At 37.6% G+C, this 17,494-nt stretch carries 16 protein-coding genes; 9 read left to right on the forward strand and 7 right to left on the reverse strand.

What is annotated here, in order from left to right; translation table 11 throughout:
- Positions 1-362: 362 nt before the first annotated feature.
- From arsC to EZY12_07165, 3 genes are all read right to left on the reverse strand, one after another.
- Entirely contained in the window at positions 363-761 is a 399-nt protein-coding gene (gene arsC / locus EZY12_07155) for an arsenate reductase, glutathione/glutaredoxin type (GenBank protein QSX69393.1), read from the reverse strand.
- Between the two features lie 65 nt (positions 762-826).
- Entirely contained in the window at positions 827-1,444 is a 618-nt protein-coding gene (gene arsH / locus EZY12_07160) for an arsenical resistance protein ArsH (GenBank protein QSX70557.1), read from the reverse strand.
- Positions 1,444-2,139, reverse strand: coding sequence for an MIP family channel protein (locus EZY12_07165; GenBank protein ID QSX69394.1), 696 nt, complete (start codon positions 2,137-2,139; stop codon positions 1,444-1,446). The genes arsH and EZY12_07165 overlap by 1 nt, the downstream gene beginning before the upstream one ends.
- A gap of 278 nt (positions 2,140-2,417) precedes the next feature.
- Here EZY12_07165 and EZY12_07170 point away from each other — a divergent pair, with 278 nt between their 5' ends.
- The 4 genes from EZY12_07170 to EZY12_07185 all read left to right on the forward strand — a co-directional run bounded on the left by EZY12_07170 (position 2,418) and on the right by EZY12_07185 (position 8,786).
- A complete protein-coding gene (locus EZY12_07170) occupies positions 2,418-3,854 on the forward strand; it encodes a DUF697 domain-containing protein (protein QSX69395.1) in 1,437 nt (478 codons plus the stop codon).
- Between the two features lie 2,537 nt (positions 3,855-6,391).
- Positions 6,392-7,567, forward strand: a complete 1,176-nt coding sequence (purT, locus tag EZY12_07175) for a formate-dependent phosphoribosylglycinamide formyltransferase (protein ID QSX69396.1) — start codon at positions 6,392-6,394, stop codon at positions 7,565-7,567.
- 120 nt (positions 7,568-7,687) lie between these two features.
- Entirely contained in the window at positions 7,688-7,984 is a 297-nt protein-coding gene (locus EZY12_07180) for a hypothetical protein (GenBank protein ID QSX69397.1), read from the forward strand.
- Between the two features lie 58 nt (positions 7,985-8,042).
- The gene (locus EZY12_07185; protein ID QSX69398.1) at positions 8,043-8,786 is read left to right on the forward strand and encodes a M50 family metallopeptidase; all 744 of its coding nucleotides are present in this window, start codon (positions 8,043-8,045) and stop codon (positions 8,784-8,786) included.
- 133 nt (positions 8,787-8,919) lie between these two features.
- Here the strand turns inward: EZY12_07185 and EZY12_07190 are convergent, their stop codons facing one another.
- Positions 8,920-9,057: a hypothetical protein gene (locus EZY12_07190; protein ID QSX70870.1), complete on the reverse strand. Its 138-nt coding sequence runs from the start codon at positions 9,055-9,057 to the stop codon at positions 8,920-8,922.
- A 60-nt stretch (positions 9,058-9,117) separates the two neighbouring features.
- Here EZY12_07190 and EZY12_07195 point away from each other — a divergent pair, with 60 nt between their 5' ends.
- The 5 genes from EZY12_07195 (at position 9,118) to EZY12_07215 (ending at position 15,674) form a co-directional block, all read left to right on the forward strand.
- Positions 9,118-10,092, forward strand: coding sequence for a DUF362 domain-containing protein (locus EZY12_07195; protein QSX69399.1), 975 nt, complete (start codon positions 9,118-9,120; stop codon positions 10,090-10,092).
- A gap of 285 nt (positions 10,093-10,377) precedes the next feature.
- Positions 10,378-11,430 (forward strand): permease, encoded by a 1,053-nt coding sequence (locus tag EZY12_07200; protein ID QSX69400.1) that lies wholly within the window; start codon positions 10,378-10,380, stop codon positions 11,428-11,430.
- A 398-nt stretch (positions 11,431-11,828) separates the two neighbouring features.
- Positions 11,829-12,593 (forward strand): TIGR03943 family protein, encoded by a 765-nt coding sequence (locus EZY12_07205; GenBank protein ID QSX69401.1) that lies wholly within the window; start codon positions 11,829-11,831, stop codon positions 12,591-12,593.
- A 25-nt stretch (positions 12,594-12,618) separates the two neighbouring features.
- The gene (locus tag EZY12_07210; protein ID QSX69402.1) at positions 12,619-14,118 is read left to right on the forward strand and encodes a hypothetical protein; all 1,500 of its coding nucleotides are present in this window, start codon (positions 12,619-12,621) and stop codon (positions 14,116-14,118) included.
- A 212-nt stretch (positions 14,119-14,330) separates the two neighbouring features.
- Entirely contained in the window at positions 14,331-15,674 is a 1,344-nt protein-coding gene (locus EZY12_07215) for a hypothetical protein (GenBank protein ID QSX69403.1), read from the forward strand.
- Positions 15,675-15,806: 132 nt separating this feature from the next.
- On the opposite strand, the gene EZY12_07220 is transcribed toward EZY12_07215, so the two are convergent.
- The 3 genes from EZY12_07220 to EZY12_07230 are packed head-to-tail and all read right to left on the reverse strand — an operon-like array spanning position 15,807 to position 17,396.
- Positions 15,807-16,826 (reverse strand): aldo/keto reductase, encoded by a 1,020-nt coding sequence (locus EZY12_07220; GenBank protein ID QSX69404.1) that lies wholly within the window; start codon positions 16,824-16,826, stop codon positions 15,807-15,809.
- Between the two features lie 13 nt (positions 16,827-16,839).
- Positions 16,840-17,175, reverse strand: coding sequence for a c-type cytochrome (locus EZY12_07225; GenBank protein QSX69405.1), 336 nt, complete (start codon positions 17,173-17,175; stop codon positions 16,840-16,842).
- Positions 17,172-17,396 carry a hypothetical protein gene (locus tag EZY12_07230; protein QSX69406.1) on the reverse strand — a complete coding sequence of 75 codons (225 nt, stop codon included), beginning with the start codon at positions 17,394-17,396 and terminating at the stop codon, positions 17,172-17,174. The genes EZY12_07225 and EZY12_07230 overlap by 4 nt, the downstream gene beginning before the upstream one ends.
- Positions 17,397-17,494: the final 98 nt, after the last annotated feature.

Here is a 17,494-nt window from a genome sequence, read left to right on the forward strand (position 1 = left end):
TTAGTATTTGGATAAGAGACAAAAACTGTCACCAATTGCCTATTACCATATTTCAACTCAAATAGATTTTGGAGTCATCCCACTAGGGTAGGATATACTTATTCCCATAGCATATAGCGTGAAATACAAGAACCCCACCCCCAACCCCCTCCCCGCAAGCGAGGAGGGGACTATTATGTATTTTATTCAAGTACATACCACTATATCTTTAGACTGAGGAATATTAATCTCCACCTTTACAAGCTATATAGCAATCCTAAATGAGATGTGAACATCTCTTCCTTCTCTACCTCTGCGAACTCTGCGTCTCTGCGGTTCGTTTAAAAAATCCATTCATAATTCAAATAGGATTGCTATAGCTATTAAATGGTTAAATCTTCTATCAATTTAATCACTCTTTCCTTAACTTCATCACGGACACGGAGAAAAGTTTCAATACCGTGACCTTCAGGATCATCAAGTTGCCAATCTGCAAAGACTTCTCTTAATACCCATACTTCTGGTAAATTAACTCCACAACCACAGAGAGAAATTACCGCATCAAAATCTTCAGGATTAAAATCACTTAAACATTTAGAACTTTGATTACTAATATCAATACCAATTTCTGCCATAACTTCGACAGTGATAGGATCTACATGACTTGATGCTAAACCAGAACTAGCAACGGCTATTTTACCCTCTCCTAAAGTTCTTGCAAAACCTTCTGCCATTTGGGAACGACGAGAATTTTTTTTGCAAACAAACATTACTTTTTTCATGATTTTATTAGTTATGGTAAGGTTTTCAGATCCCCGACTTCTTCGAGAAGTCGGGGATCTAGTTTTTAGTTGTTTTTTTCTTTACGTTCACTGTAACGGTCTGTGAGATAATCAACTTGGTCGCGTAACAGCAAAGTAAACTTATATAATTCTTCCATGACATCAATTACTCTGTCACGATAATCAGAATCTTTCATTGTGCCATCTTCATGAAATTCTTGATAAGCTTTGGCTACAGAAGATTGATTAGGAATGGTAAACATTCGCATCCAACGCCCTAAAATTCGCATTGTATTCACAGCATTGAAAGACTGGGAACCACCACTTACTTGCATTACGGCTAAAGTCCTTCCTTGAGTTGGTCTAACAGCACCAATACTCAAAGGAATCCAATCAATTTGATTTTTTAAAATTCCGGTAATATTACCGTGCATTTCTGGAGAAGACCAAACTTGACCTTCAGACCAGGTACTCAATTCTCGCAGTTCCTGAACTTTAGGATGAGTATCACTAACACTACCATAAATTGGTAATTCACGCGGATCAAAAAACTGGACTTCTGCACCAAATTCTTGAATAATTCTGGCAGCTTCTTCTGCTAACAAACGACTGTAAGAACGTTCGCGCAAAGAACCATATAAAAATAATATTCTGGGGGGATGATCACTCATAAAACTCTTAATTACCTCTCTCTCTTTGACTCTGTGTGAGATAAACTCTTATAAACCCAAACTGCAAAATGTGAACCTAAAATTGGTGCTACCCAATAAATCCAATGATGTTGCCAAATTCCTCCTACCAAAGCTGGTCCAAAAGAACGAGCAGGATTCATACTTGCACCAGTAATTGGACCCATAAAAGCCGCCTCTAATCCTACAGTTAAGCCAATTGCTAAACCTGCAAAACTACTATTTGCACGTTTATCTACTGCTGAACCTAAAATAACTAACATTAAGATAAATGTCAGGATAAATTCTAAAATTAAAGATTGCATCCAGTTATTATTTAAAGGAAGAGTTGCACCTAAATTAGCAACTTTACCTAAACTAATTATTAGTAAAGTAGAAGCTATGGTTGCCCCAACTAACTGGGATAAAATATAGGATAAAACTTGTCTTTTAGGGAAAAAACCACCGTTCCATAATGCTAATGTTACTGCTGGGTTAAGGTGTGTGCCACTAATATGACCTAAACTGTAAATTAATGCAGCTACGACAGCCCCAAACACAAAACTAATGCCAAGATGAGTAACAGCACCTTGACTAATATTATTCACCATTACAGCACCAGTACCAGCAAATACTAAGATAAAAGTGCCAATGGCTTCTACTAAAACTTCGCGTCTAAATTGATAAATTTCCTGGAAAAATGATTTCATTGGCGATAAAACTGACTATATATTAGTATTTGTTTATCATTTCAAAAAAAATTGATATGTTAATGTTTACCCTACCATGAGACATGAAAATTAATCAAGAAAAATTGATATGTTCTTTACAAGCAGTAAAAACAATGTTATTAACCACTCACCACAGTCATATATATTTATTTTTAATTTAAATTACTGTGAACGTTTGTTCACCAACCTCAATCGGAGTAGCAGGTTTTGGACTAAAGTGGAGTAAAAGCTTTTTCCTCGCGTGGAGAATCACAATTGTGAAGTTACAGCGACCAATATTAGTGGGAGGACTAGGACTATCGTTCTCCCTGTGGATGTTAAACAGTTGGCATGATTCAATAGTTCAAGTGGGAGAGTTCGGACTCTTGAGTGCTTTAGCTGTCGGTGGGGGTTTGTGGTTATTCAACAAAAATCAGCCCCAATTAGGTGAACAGCTAAATGATATACTTGTAAACCGGGCATCTATAGATAAAGCGATCGCTCAAACAGAAGTAATAATTAATCAATTGGCTCAAGAAGCAGCTACTCATCCTGCTTTAGAAATTCTCCGGGAAAACCTGGCTAAATTACCTTTAGAACTGGATAGAAAGGAAATTGCCGTTGCGGTTACTGGCGGAAAATTTGTAGGTAAAAGTACGATTGTTGAAGTTATAAAAAATGCTCAGACGTTTCCAGAAATGTCTTTACATTTTGCGGAAACAGCGCCTTTATTTGCGGTAGTTGGTGAAAATTCTGATGTTGTCACTTTATCAGAAATGCAGAAATCTGATTTTGTCTTATTTCTGACAAACGGTGATTTAACAGATTCAGAATTTCAGGTTTTACAACAGTTAAAAACTGCAAAACAGCCGACATTGCTAGTTTTCAACAAACAAGATCAGTATCAGCCCGAAGAACGCGCTACAGTTTTACAATCATTAAAACAGCGCATTGGTGCAAATAATGTAGTTGCAACTGCGGCTGCTCCCCTAGCTGTGAAAGTGCGAAAACATGAAGAAGATGGTTCTTTCCAAGAATGGATGGAACAACCAACGCCAGATATCCAGCAGTTGACACAACAACTAGGGGAAGTTGTGGGACAGCAAGGAGAACAGCTAGTTTGTAATACCACTAACCGCAAAGTATTATTGCTGAAAGCTGATGCTAAAAATTGTTTAAATGGCGTGAGACGCGATCGCTCTACACCGTTCATAGAACAATATCAATGGATTGCAGCAGCAGCAGCTTTCGCTAATCCCGTACCTGCTTTGGATATTCTAGCAACTGCGGCAATTACTGCTCAAATGGTCATGGATTTGGGTAATATTTATCAGCAGAAAATTTCCTTAGAACAGGCGCAACAAGTAGCTGGAACTATGGGAAGCTTGATGTTGAAATTAGGTTTAGTAGAACTTTCAACTAGGGCTGTAACAGGTATTCTTAAAACTAACGTTGCTACCTTTGTCGCTGGGGGAATGGTAGAGGGAGTTAGTGCTGCTTACTTAACAAGAGTAGCCGGATTAAGTTTAGTGGCATATTTTGAACAGCAAGAAATTGCTTTAGAATCAGGAAATGCCTTAAATCTCGACAAGTTGCGTCAAATTTTGCAAAGCGTATTCCAGCAAAATCAAAAAATGGCTGTTTTAGAAGCTTTTGTGAAACAAGGTGTGAAACGGTTGTTACCAGAAGCAAAGCCAGTAGAAGTTGTGGTTTAATTTTCCATCTCCCCGACTTCTTTAAGCAGTCGGGGATCTGAATCTCTCAATTGTCTGAATCAGGATTTCCAGGATTTTAGGATTTTCAGGATATTAGTTTATAGATGGTTTGTTGGTGATGAAAGTTGTATTTGTCTGAATCAGGATAACCAGGATTTTAGGATTTTCAGGATGTTAGTTTATAGATGGTTTGTTTGGTGATGAAAGTTGTATTTGTCTGAATCAGGATAACCAGGATTTTAGGATTTTCAGGATGTTAGTTTATAGATGGTTTGTTTGGTGATGAAAGTTGTATTTGTCTGAATCAGGATAACCAGGATTTTAGGATTTTCAGGATGTTAGTTTATAGATGGTTTGTTTGGTGATGAAAGTTGTATTTGTCTGAATCAGGATAACCAGGATTTTAGGATTTTCAGGATATTAGTTTATAGATGGTTTAAATTATTTAAAAACAATCATTCAAAAACATCCTGAAAAATCCCCAAGTTCCCACCAAAAATCATGCAACAACATCCAGAAAATCCTCAAATCCTGGAAATCCTGATTCAGACAAAATAAAATCCCCAAGTTCCCACCAAAAATCATGCAACAACATCCTGAAAATCCTCAAATCCTGGAAATCCTGATTCAGACAAAATAAAATCCCCAAGTTCCCACCAAAAATCATTCAACAACATCCTGAAAATCCTCAAATCCTGGAAATCCTGATTCAGACAAAATAAAATCCCCAAGTTCCCACCAAAAATCATGCAACAACATCCTGAAAATCCTCAAATCCTGGAAATCCTGATTCAGACAAAATAAAATCCCCAAGTTCCCACCAAAAATCATGCAACAACATCCTGAAAATCCTCAAATCCTGGAAATCCTGATTCAGACAAAATAAAATCCCCAAATCCCCAAAAATCATCCAACAACATCCTGAAAATCCTCAAATCCTGGAAATCCTGATTCAGACAAAATAACAAAAATCATCCAACAACATCCTGAAAATCCTTAAATCCTGGAAATCCTGATTCAGACAAAATAAAATCCCCAAGTTCCCACCAAAAATCATCCAACAACATCCTGAAAATCCTCAAATCCTGGAAATCCTGATTCAGACAAAATAAAATCCCCAAATCCCCAAAAATCATTCAACAACATCCTGAAAATCCTCAAATCCTGGAAATCCTGATTCAGACAAAATAAAATCCCCAAATCCCCAAAAATCATCCAACAACATCCTGAAAATCCTCAAATCCTGGAAATCCTGATTCAGACAAAATAAAATCCCCAAATCCCCAAAAATCATTCAACAACATCCTGAAAATCCTCAAATCCTGGAAATCCTGATTCAGACAAAATAAAATCCCCAAGTTCCCACCAAAAATCATGCAACAACATCCTGAAAATCCTCAAATCCTGGAAATCCTGATTCAGACAAAATAAAATCCCCAAGTTCCCACCAAAAATCATGCAACAACATCCTGAAAATCCTCAAATCCTGGAAATCCTGATTCAGACAAAATAAAATCCCCAAGTTCCCACCAAAAATCATGCAACAACATCCTGAAAATCCTCAAATCCTGGAAATCCTGATTCAGACAAAATAAAATCCCCAAATCCCCAAAAATCATCCAACAACATCCTGAAAATCCTCAAATCCTGGAAATCCTGATTCAGACAAAAAAATCACCAACTCCCACCAAAAATCATTCAACAACATCCTGAAAATCCTCAAATCCTGGAAATCCTGATTCAGACAAAAAAATCACCAACTCCCACCAAAAATCATTCAACAACATCCTGAAAATCCTCAAATCCTGGAAATCCTGATTCAGACAAAATAAAATCCCCAAGTTCCCACCAAAAATCATTCAACAACATCCTGAAAATCCTCAAATCCTGGAAATCCTGATTCAGACAAAATAAAATCCCCAAATCCCCAAAAATCATCCAACAACATCCTGAAAATCCTCAAATCCTGGAAATCCTGATTCAGACAAAAAAATCACCAACTCCCACCAAAAATCATTCAACAACATCCTGAAAATCCTCAAATCCTGGAAATCCTGATTCAGACAAAAAATCACCAACTCCCACCAAAAATCATTCAACAACATCCTGAAAATCCTCAAATCCTGGAAATCCTGATTCAGACAAAATAAAATCCCCAAGTTCCCACCAAAAATCATTCAACAACATCCTGAAAATCCTCAAATCCTGGAAATCCTGATTCAGACAAAATAAAATCCCCAAGTTCCCACCAAAAATCATGCAACAACATCCTGAAAATCCTCAAATCCTGGAAATCCTGATTCAGACAAAATAAAATCCCCAAGTTCCCACCAAAAATCATGCAACAACATCCTGAAAATCCTCAAATCCTGGAAATCCTGATTCAGACAAAATAAAATCCCCAAATCCCCAAAAATCATGCAACAACATCCTGAAAATCCTCAAATCCTGGAAATCCTGATTCAGACAAATAAAAATCCCCAAACTATGTAAAATAATGACAAGATATTTAAATCAACATCTGCGGTATTTAATTCATGATTAAGGCACTCAAACTACCCCAAAAATTAATGCTTCTGGGTTCAGGAGAATTAGGAAAGGAATTTGTAATTGCTGCTCAACGTTTAGGCAATTATATCATTGCTGTTGACAGATATGCCGATGCTCCTGCGATGCAAGTAGCTGATTGTGCAGAAGTTATTTCTATGCTAAGTGCTGATGATTTAGAAGCAGTAGTAAATAAACATCAGCCCGATTTTATTATTCCCGAAATTGAAGCAATTAGAACCGAAAAATTACAAGAATTTGAACAAAGAGGAATTACCGTTATTCCCACAGCAGCAGCGACTAACTATACCATGAACCGCGACAGAATTAGGGAATTAGCACATCAAGAATTAGGAATTAGAACTGCTAAATATGGTTATGCTGTCACCTTAGAAGAGTTAATTACTATTTCTGAAGAAATTGGTTTTCCCAATGTTGTCAAACCTGTGATGTCATCTTCTGGAAAAGGTCAATCTGTAGTTAATGAGAGCAGTGAAGTAGAAAAAGCTTGGAATTATGCTATTTCTAATTCCCGTGGTGATAGCCAAAAAGTAATTGTTGAAGAATTCATTAATTTTGAAATTGAAATTACTTTACTGACAATTAAACAATGGCACGCACCCACGATTTTCTGTTCTCCCATTGGCCACCGTCAAGAAAGAGGAGATTATCAAGAATCTTGGCAACCCGCAGCCATTTCTGAAGATAAAATATTAGCATCTCAAGAAATTGCTAAAAAAGTTACTGATGCTTTAGGTGGTGCGGGAATTTTTGGCGTTGAATTTTTCATTACTAAAGATGAAGTTATTTTTTCTGAACTGTCTCCCAGACCTCATGATACAGGCATGGTGACATTAATTTCTCAGAATTTGAATGAATTTGAATTACATCTGCGAGCAATTTTAGGTTTACCAATTCCCCACATTGAACAGTTAGGATTTTCAGCAAGTGCGGTAATTTTAGCTTCAGAAAAATCTGATTCTTTTAATTTTACTGGGGTTGCGGAAGCCTTAGCAGAAAAAGATGTAGATATTAAGTTATTTGGTAAACCTACGGCTTATCCTTATCGGCGTATGGGTGTAGCTTTAGCCAAAGGTGGGGATATTCAAGAAGCTAGAGAAAAGGCCACAAAAGCAGCTAGTCAAGTGAAAATAAACCCTAATTAACAATTCTTAACCCTATTCCCCTATTCCCTATTCCCTGTTCCCCTATTCCCTATTCCCTGTTCCCCTATTCCCTATTCCCTGTTCCCTGTTCCCTATTCCCTGTTCCCTGTTCCCTACTGTATGAGATCAAGAATTGAAAATAACGTTTTATTTATTCACCATGAAGATGTACCAGAATTTAAAAAAGGTGGTTCTGTGGTTAGAAATTCCTACTTTTGGGCTTTACGTTCAATTGCTGGACGTGCTAGACGTTATCATGATTGGGAATATGAATCAGAAGTTTGGTTTGCACTCGAACGAATGCTTTTATCTTTTACTGAATCTGGGTATTTAGGTTATAAAGAAACAATGTTAGAGTTTCCCTTATCACAGGGTGAAATTCCAACTGTATTAAGAAATGCAGCTACTTGGGAATAAATTCATTTGTTTAAGAATATCTAGCCAATTAGTGTAATTACGTGCAGGAGAGTGATCAATGAGAGAACACAGTAAAAATTTCAAATCTTTATTTACTCAAGAAACTCCTACAGAAGTAACGCAAATGGGACTAACTTGGTTAGTAACAGCGGCTATACTTACAACTATTATCTGGCAATTACCTATAGGTAATTATATTTTATACCCATTTTCTATCCTAGCGACTTGGTTTCATGAAATGGGTCATGGTTTAATGGCCTTGATGTTGGGGGGACAATTTCAAAAATTAGAAATTTTTGCCAACGGTTCTGGCGTAGCTCATTATACTTTAAGTAACACTTGGGGATACCTTGGTATAGGCTTAGTAGCGGCTGCTGGTCCAATGGGTCCACCTATTGCCGGTGCAAGTTTAATTCTCGCTTCTGGGAGTTTAAAAACAACTTCCTTGAGTTTAAAAATTTTAGGCGGATTTTTACTGCTATCTACATTGATTTGGGTGCGTTCTTGGTTTGGTTTTGTGGCAATTCCCCTGTTAGGTTTGATGATATTGGGAGTTGCGTTAAAAACACCCCTTTGGGTACAAGGGTTTACAATTCAATTTTTAGGTGTGCAAGCTTGTGTAAGTACCTATCATCAGCTTGATTATTTATTTAGTTATACTGCGGGTTCCCTAGGATTATCAGATACAGGACAAATGCAGCGGTATTTGTTTTTACCTTATTGGTTTTGGGGCTTATTAATGGCGATCGCATCTCTGATCATCTTAATCCAAAGTCTGCGCGTTGTTTATTCAACAAAATAGTAATAAAAATTCAAAATTAAACATTCAGGACTTTACCCGCATTGTTCACCAATCTCCTCAAATATACAGTGGATTGCAGATAAATCATGTACAGAATCTGACTCCTGATTCCTGATTCCTGACTCCTGCGGTATTATTCAATTTGTTCACAATAAATTAACAGTTTTTCCATAGATTCAGCTAAAGAAATCAACTCTTGCCAAGAAGAACCACTGACTAAGTTTTGAGCGTGTGCTAAACGATTACGTAAATGTTTAATTTGATTATGCAAATTAGATGTTTTTTAGCTTAGAGTATTAATACTGAATGTAATATAACACCATTATTCCCTATGCCAACACAACAATCATCTGTTAGTCTAATTCGGGCTAAGTCCTACGAACAGGAAGCTCTAAAAGAATCCTTGGAAACACTGCTAGAACCTTTAGGGGGAATGGCTGCTTTTGTAAAACCAGGAAACCGGGTTTTACTCAAACCTAATCTCCTGACTGGTTCTCGTCCAACAAAAGAATGTACCACCCGTCCAGAATTAGTGCGTGCCGTTGCCGAAATGGTAATTGCCGTTGGTGGCAATCCATTTTTAGGAGATAGTCCTGCTTTTGGTAGTGCCAAAGGTGTGGCAATTGCTAATGGTTTATTACCAATTTTAGAAGAATTAAATTTACCGCTTGTGGAATTTCACGGTAAACGTTATCAAACAGTAAATGACAATTTTAATCACCTACTTTTATCGAAAGAAGCAATGGAAGCAGACGTGATTATTAATCTGCCAAAAGTTAAATCTCATATGCAATTAACCCTAACTTTGGGAGTTAAAAATCTCTTCGGTTGTGTTCCTGGCAAAATGAAAGCTTGGTGGCACATGGAAGCGGGAAAAGATGCTGATAAATTTGGAGAAATGTTAGTAGAAACTGCCAGAGCAATTAACCCAACTTTAACAATTTTAGATGGTATTATTGGTCATGAAGGTAATGGACCAAGTGGGGGAGAACCTCGAAAGTTAGAAATTTTAGCAGCTTCGACCAATGTATTTGCTTTAGATAGAGCAATGTTAGAAGTTCTCCAAGTTGCACCGGAACAAGTTCCCACAGTTGCAGCTTCCCAAAGATTGGGAATATGTCCCGAATTAAGTGATATTCACTTTCCTAATTTATCACCTGATTTATTACAAATTGCAGATTGGCAATTACCCGAAAAGTTAATGCCCATAGATTTTGCCATGCCTCGTGTCATTAAATCTACATTCAGGCATCTTTATATCCGCTTTATCAAAGAACCTATGAGCGCTTATAGGGTAAATCGGTAATTAAAAAAAGGGGACTCACCCCTTTTTTATCCTAAACGTGATCATTAATTTGAAACCTATAAGTATTCAGCCGTTGTTCATAAGTTATAAATTTATCAATGATAGGCAAAATAGAAGCAATTTTTGCATAAGTTATTGGGAATTGCTATAATTTCCTCACTATAATGAGATTTAATTTTAGCGGTTTAATCGCTGATCCCCGTCAGGGTTACTCCAGGATACGCTATAAAATAAAATGACAAAACAAAACCCTAAAACTCAGAATTGCTGTTGACTGCAACGCCCATGAATCAACTGAACAATGGTTTTACATTATTTCTCAGTCTGCTAGTTGAGGCGATGCCCTTTTTATTGCTAGGTGTATTTTTCTCCAGTGTGTTACTATTCTTTATTGATGAAAGTAAATTAGTCGAGAAAATGCCTAAAAATCCCCTGTTGGGGGCTTTATTTGGCAGCCTGATGGGTCTTTTCTTTCCAGTTTGTGAGTGCGGTAATGTGCCAGTAGCAAGACGCTTATTGATGCAGGGAGTACCCACACCAGTAGCAATTGGCTTTTTATTAGCAGCACCGACAATTAACCCGATTGTAATTTGGTCAACTTGGACTGCATTCCGCGATCAACCAGAAATAGTAGTGTTAAGAGTGGTATTTTCCCTAGCCATTGCTACTATTATTGGCTTTATCTTCAGTTTTCAACCAGACTTAGTTCCTTTTCTCCAACCACAAATCGCCCGTCATCTCAAATTCACCCCCCCCGCTTCATCGAAAACAAACCGCAGAGGAAAACAATCTCAACTACAACTCCAAACTAGTACGTCTAGTTTATTGCAATCAGGAACATATATTCTTGGTGGAACAACGGGAGCATCAAAACGCATAGATAATAATTACGGTGAAGCTGCGGCAATTTCTAACCTCGATAAACCCTTACCAGAGAAACTTCGCTCCCTCTTAGATAATATTGTCCAAGAATTGCGAGAATTGGGAGGAGTAATGGTACTAGGAAGTGCAATAGCCGCTGCCATTCAAGTTTTAGCCCCCCGTGAACTAATTCTTGGTCTTGGCGCTGGGCCAATTACTTCAATTTTAGCTATGCTAGTATTAGCAGCAGTTGTATCAATATGCTCTACAGTTGATGCCTTCTTTGCCCTGTCTTTTGCTTCCACATTTACTAGCGGGTCATTATTAGCATTTCTAGTATTTGGACCGATGATTGATATCAAAGGCATTGGTTTGATGTTATCAATTTTTAAACCCAAAGCCCTTTTCTATCTCTTTTCCTTAGCAGGACTGTTGACACTCTTATTCACTTTATTCCTGAATCTGCACGTAATCTGATGTTAGTTGTCCGTTGTTGTAAAAAAGCAATGTGGGGTGTGGGGTATAGGGTTTAAATCTTAGAAAGGTGGGAATATAGAAATTAGAGATTGGGAAATATGTATTTGGTAATTTGATCAAATGACTTACCAATCATCTTATTCACTGTCAACCGTCAACCGTCAACCGTCAACCGTCAACCATCAACCATCAACTGTCAACTGTCAACCGTCAACCGTCAACCGTCAACCGTCAACCGTCAACCGTCAACCGTCAACCGTCAACCGTCAACCGTCAACCGTCAACCGTCAACCATCAACCGTCAACCATCAACCGTCAACCGTCAACCGTCAACCGTCAACCGTCAACCGTCAACCGTCAACCGTCAACCGTCAACCGTCAACCGTCAACCGTCAATAATGCTGAATTCCCAAACTAAAGCCCCAAATAAATTCATTCCTTGGTTAGATGTGGTAGCCATTACGGCTTGGGGTATTTTGATGTTGAAATACTGGCTGACAGGGAAACTTTACCTGTTGATTCACCCTGATTACTTTTGGTTAGCCATTTTGGCGGGAATAGCTTTATTAGTTATTGGTTTTTTTAAAGCGTTAGAACTTTGGAAACATCGCCGCCGACCTGAAATATCTAATGCTCCACATATTAGCTTATTTCCGCCTGGTTGGGGGAGTTTCCTGCTATTAACAGCGGCAATTTTAGGATTAATTATTACACCCCGTGCCTTTGCTAGTCAAACAGCACTAGATCGAGGTGTAACTGAATCAGTTGGTGCAACCCGCACCCAACCCCAAGCATTTCGGGCTACAGTTCGCCCAGAAGAGCGATCGCTTGTAGACTGGGTACGTACACTAAATGTCTATCCTGAACCCGACGCATACATAGGACAAAAAGTAAAAGTTCAGGGATTTGTGATTCATCAACCTAACGTCACTGAAGACTATATGTTTTTAGCCCGGTTTATCCTCACTTGCTGTGCCGCAGATGCCTATCCTGTGGGATTACCAGTGCAAATATCAGGCTCACGTCAACAGTACCCTCCCGATACATGGTTAGAAATAGAAGGACAAATGACAACCCAAACCATTGCCCAAAAGCGCCAATTAACTATCAAAGCTAACGCGCTGAAAAAAATTCCTCAACCTCAAAATCCTTACAGTTATTAGTCAGTAATCAACTGACAACTGACCAATGAACAAATCCTATAAACTTATTCAACCATTAGACAGAGTTGCGATCGCTGTCATGCTCCTACTGAGTATGCTGATCGGGTTGATCATCTGGAAAGGGGATGTAGTCAAACCTGGTGTCCGCAATTTTACCTGGGAAAACCAACAAATTGGCGCAGAGGATCTTTCCTTTTCCCTTACCTTTAGTCGGCCAATGGATTACAAAAGTATTGAGGAGAATTTAAAAATAGATCCACCTCTAGCCGGTAAAACCAGTTGGGCAGGGAGAAGAATGGTATATACACTGCTGACACCAGCCCCCTACGGGACAAATTACCAAGTTAAATTAGCACAAGGTAAAGATAAATATTCTCAAGCAGAAGGAAAAAACCGCGTCATGCAGCCCTTTACAGGTAGCTTTGCCACCCGTAATCGTGTCATCCTTTACATTGGATCTGCCCCAGACATCCAAGGGCAGTTGGTACTTTATAACTTAACCCAAGAACAAAAAAAAATCCTTACCCCCAAAGACTTAATTATCATGGATTTTGAGCCATTCCCTAATGGTGAAAAAATCCTTTTCTCTGCCCGTTCTTCTAAAAATCCTGACCTCCTTTCAGCCCAACTTTTTACAGTCACCACAGGTGTCCCTAGTCAAATTGGAGGGGAAACAGAAGCCCCTGGTAAAGTTGACCTAATTTTAGATAACAAAGAATATCAAAATCTCAAATTTGACCTGTCAGCAGATGGAAAAATCATTGTTATTCAACGAGGTAAACGAGATAATCCCGGTGACTTTGCTCTGTGGTCTTTATTAACCAGCAATGATAAATCCGGCGAAAAACCCACCCCAAAACGTTTACAAGGGCAACCTGGTGGAGATTTCCTGATTACACCTGATAGCAAAGCCGTAGCAGTTTCCCAAGGAGAGGGAACAGCAATTGTATCTTTAGAAGGTGATAGCGGTAAACCTCTCGATTTTCTCCCTCAATTTGGTTTAGTCCAAGCTTTCTCTAAGGACGGTTCACAGGCAGCAATGGTCAAATTTAATACTGACTATACGAGAGATTTGTTTTTAGTCACCAACCAAGGCGTACAAAAACAATTATTAAAAACTACAGGCTCAATTCTTAGCTGTCAGTTTGATTCTGCTTCCCCTAGTCTTTACTGCTTAGTTACACAACTTATTTCTAAAGAACAATACATAGAACAGCCCTACTTGGTATCCATTGACTTGAAAACAGGAAAGCAAAAACCACTGATGCTTTTACCTCCGGCTCAACGCAATGTGCAAACCAGTTTAGCCCCCGACGGTTTAGGCTTCTTATTTGACCAAGTAGTCCCCATTGCTAATAACACTACACCATTACCCGCAAATACCTTAAAAACTGATGATGGTGAACCGATTGCTAGTAGTAGTCTTTGGTTAATGCCTTTGCTACCTATTGCTGATAATACCAACATTGATATTAAACCTGAACAACTGCCTCTAGTGGGCTTTCATCCCCATTGGCTACCTTAATTAATTGACAATTGACAACTGATAATTAACAATTATGAAATATCCACTGTCAATTTTTCTTTGTGTAAATAAGTAATAACGGCTACGTATTTGTAAACAACCACAATATGACCGTAACAAATTTATCTTTCACAAAGCTCAAGCCACGCTATCGGCCAACTATAGTTCAACTTCACTCACTATAAACGGATTGTTAATGTGAAACCGTAGTTATGGAAAAATTGGAAGACAGCAACCAACAAGACTGGATTGCAGAACCTAACATTGATCAACAAGCACAGGTTAATTTAGAATTCCAGCAGTTAATCAAGTTAAATACAGAATTAACTACAGCTAATAATCATCTATATACTCAGGTAGAGCAGCTAAAAACTGAATTAGCTGAAGCCGAAAAGATTTTGCAGTGGCACAAAACACGGTCTACTGTTACGGAATCCATGTTTAACCAACAAAATCAAGAACTTTCTGCTGGTCAAGAGCAAATTCATTCCCTGTATCAGCAGTTAGAAATCTCTGTACAAACAGTTCAAGAACAAGAAATTTGTATTGAAAATTATAAAGCTAATTTGCAAATTAGCCAACAACGGTTAGCGCATTTAGAAAGAGAATGTTCTCTGCTACAAACTAATTACAGTCAAGAGTCCCAGCAGTTATTACATTCCGAAAATACTTGTCGTGAATTGCGGGCTAGACTAATGCGTCAACAACGACAGACTATGCAATTCAAATCGGCGCTGGAAAAATGTCTAGATACTCCAATTCCTAGTCATGAGAATTTAGAGGATCATATTCATCATCCCCATGATGTCATCCACAAACAAACGAGATTCGCCCGCAAAGCCAGGTCTTTGTTTCCCAACGCTCAACCTATTCGACCTTGGACAGGAGAAGGAGATTCTCTGCACGATTCTGTTAATAGTTCCTGGGTTAAACCGACAGCAACAACGGCTGAAAACTATACACACCATCAAGAACCATCAATTTCCCAGCCTACACAAGTTAATGAATCAACTATACAATCAACAACTGTAGATAATTCTGAAGTATTATCTTTAGACCAGCAATTAGAAGGGATAATTCATCGGTTTTTTATTACACCATCACCGGATGAAGCCACGACCCAGGAGACAGAAACTGAGGTAAATATTCATCAAGCTGATACATCTGTTTTAGAAAGTTTAGTATCTACTCCTGGAAATCATGAACAACCAGAAATAATAATTCAACAGGATTTGCAGCTAGAAATTGATCCTTATGGTATTAATGAAAATTCTGGAAAGGAAGATTTTTCAAGATCATTAATCCAGGAATTACCAATTATTTCCACTTCCCTCAGCCCTCAGATAAATACTGTGGAAATGGAAGATTTTTGGTTAGATATTTCCCCGGAAACAGAATCTAGTTTACCAACTAATGATATTTTGCCGGAGTTATTGGCTGGTAATACATCTGACAATAGGTCTCCTTCACCATTGATTTATCCACAACGACCACCCAAGGGACGCAAATCTTTAGCATCTGTAGAATTGCCGAATTTTCAACCTAAGCACAAATAGATGATTAAGCATTTGATAAAATTGCTATATTTCAGTTGTTATACCATTTTTAGAGAAAGATGCGCTTAGTTAACGAGTATATTGAAACTTCTGTAGAGACGTTCTATGGAACGTCTCTACAATAAATTGCTATTACCTTCTATACTCGTCCCCACAATCACCAATTAACTTATATAAATCTTTTGACTGTTGAGAAACTGCATCTATTTTCCCTATATCTTCAGCATCTAAATTAAAACTAAATACCCTAGCATTATCTTCTAAATGTTCCGCAATTCCTAATCTTGCACCCACAATTACACCACCCACTGCTGGCTGATTTAAAATGTAATTTACAGCCACATTAGTAATACTCACTTGATGTTTATCAGCAATGGTTTTCAAGGTAGTTAATAATTCTTGAAATAATCGCCAACTCCCCCAATTAGCAATCATTTGTTTGTATTTTCTCAAACTTGTAGTATTGATTTCTGAATTTTTTGGTTCTGGTTTACCTAAATATTTTTCTGATAATAAACCACCACAAACACTACCATAGGTAAATAGTTTTATATGATGTTCTTCACAGAATTTCACCATATTTACTTGAGGTCTTCTGTCAACAAGAGAAAACTGGACTTGATTAGAAACAATCTGGATTCCTGCTTCTGTAATAATTTGTAAATGTTCCGTATCAAAATTAGTTAAAGCTAAATGTTTGATTTTTCCTTCTGTTTGCAACTCTGCCATATATTTAAGAGCATCTAAATAATTAGAGTCTTTATAGTCCCACCAATGAAACTGCATTAAATCTAATGATTTAACATCCATTCTTCTCAAGGAAATATCAATATTTTCCTCAACCAGTTTTTTTGTCATTTTCCCAGCCCGGGGAACCCATTTTGTAAAAGCTTGAATATTATTAACTGCTTCCTCACCACGAGTCGCAATTAATTGACGACGAAACTCACCAATTAAATCTTCTGCTGGTCCATAATGATCTGCTAAATCCCAAGTTGTAAAACCAGCATCTACATATTCAAACATCGCTTGAATAGCGGCTGTACGGTCAATGCGTCCATGTCCTCCAGAAACTTGCCACATTCCATTCAAAATTCGGCAAATCTTTAAGTCGGGGGTAAATTGTAAATAGCTGTCTTGAGGTAAAGTCATATTTTTGGTATTATTATTTCCAATCTTTTTCTGCTTGTTCCAAAACATAAGCTGCAACGTTTTGAATTTCCTCTGTTGTTAAACGATCTTTATAGGCTGACATATTATTTTTGCCATTAGTAACAATCGTTGTAATCGCTTCTAAAGAATCCATTCCATATTTTTTGAGTGCATTCTTTTTTAAGTTTTTACCACGTCTAATGATGTTTCCTCCATTAATATGACAACCAGCACAATGGACACTAAAAATTTCCGCCCTTGGGTCTGTATTTAAAGCGTTAGCAGGTAAAGTAAAATTGATAGTCCACAAGCAAAGTGTGCATAATATCAATGTTATGAGTTTTTTCATAAAGCTTCAAAATCAGAAATAAAGCCAATAAACTTTGTACATTCTTCTTGAAAAGCTTCTGCTTCGCTGACATCTTCCATTTTATAGGACATGATCCGGTTTCCATCTGGCATTTTTTTAGAACCAACCAATTCACATTGGTATTTTTCTACCATTTTCTTAAATTCAACACCAGATACTTTCCATGCTTCACTATCACAAGTGATATTTATGCGCCACATAATTAAAATTTACTGATTGACCAATATTGATTATTTCATAAATTGGTAACATTTCCCTAAAAAATCAAAAATTCAGAGATATTCTTGTTAATGTCCTT

Source organism: Dolichospermum sp. DET69, assembly GCA_017355425.1.
GTDB lineage: Bacteria > Cyanobacteriota > Cyanobacteriia > Cyanobacteriales > Nostocaceae > Dolichospermum.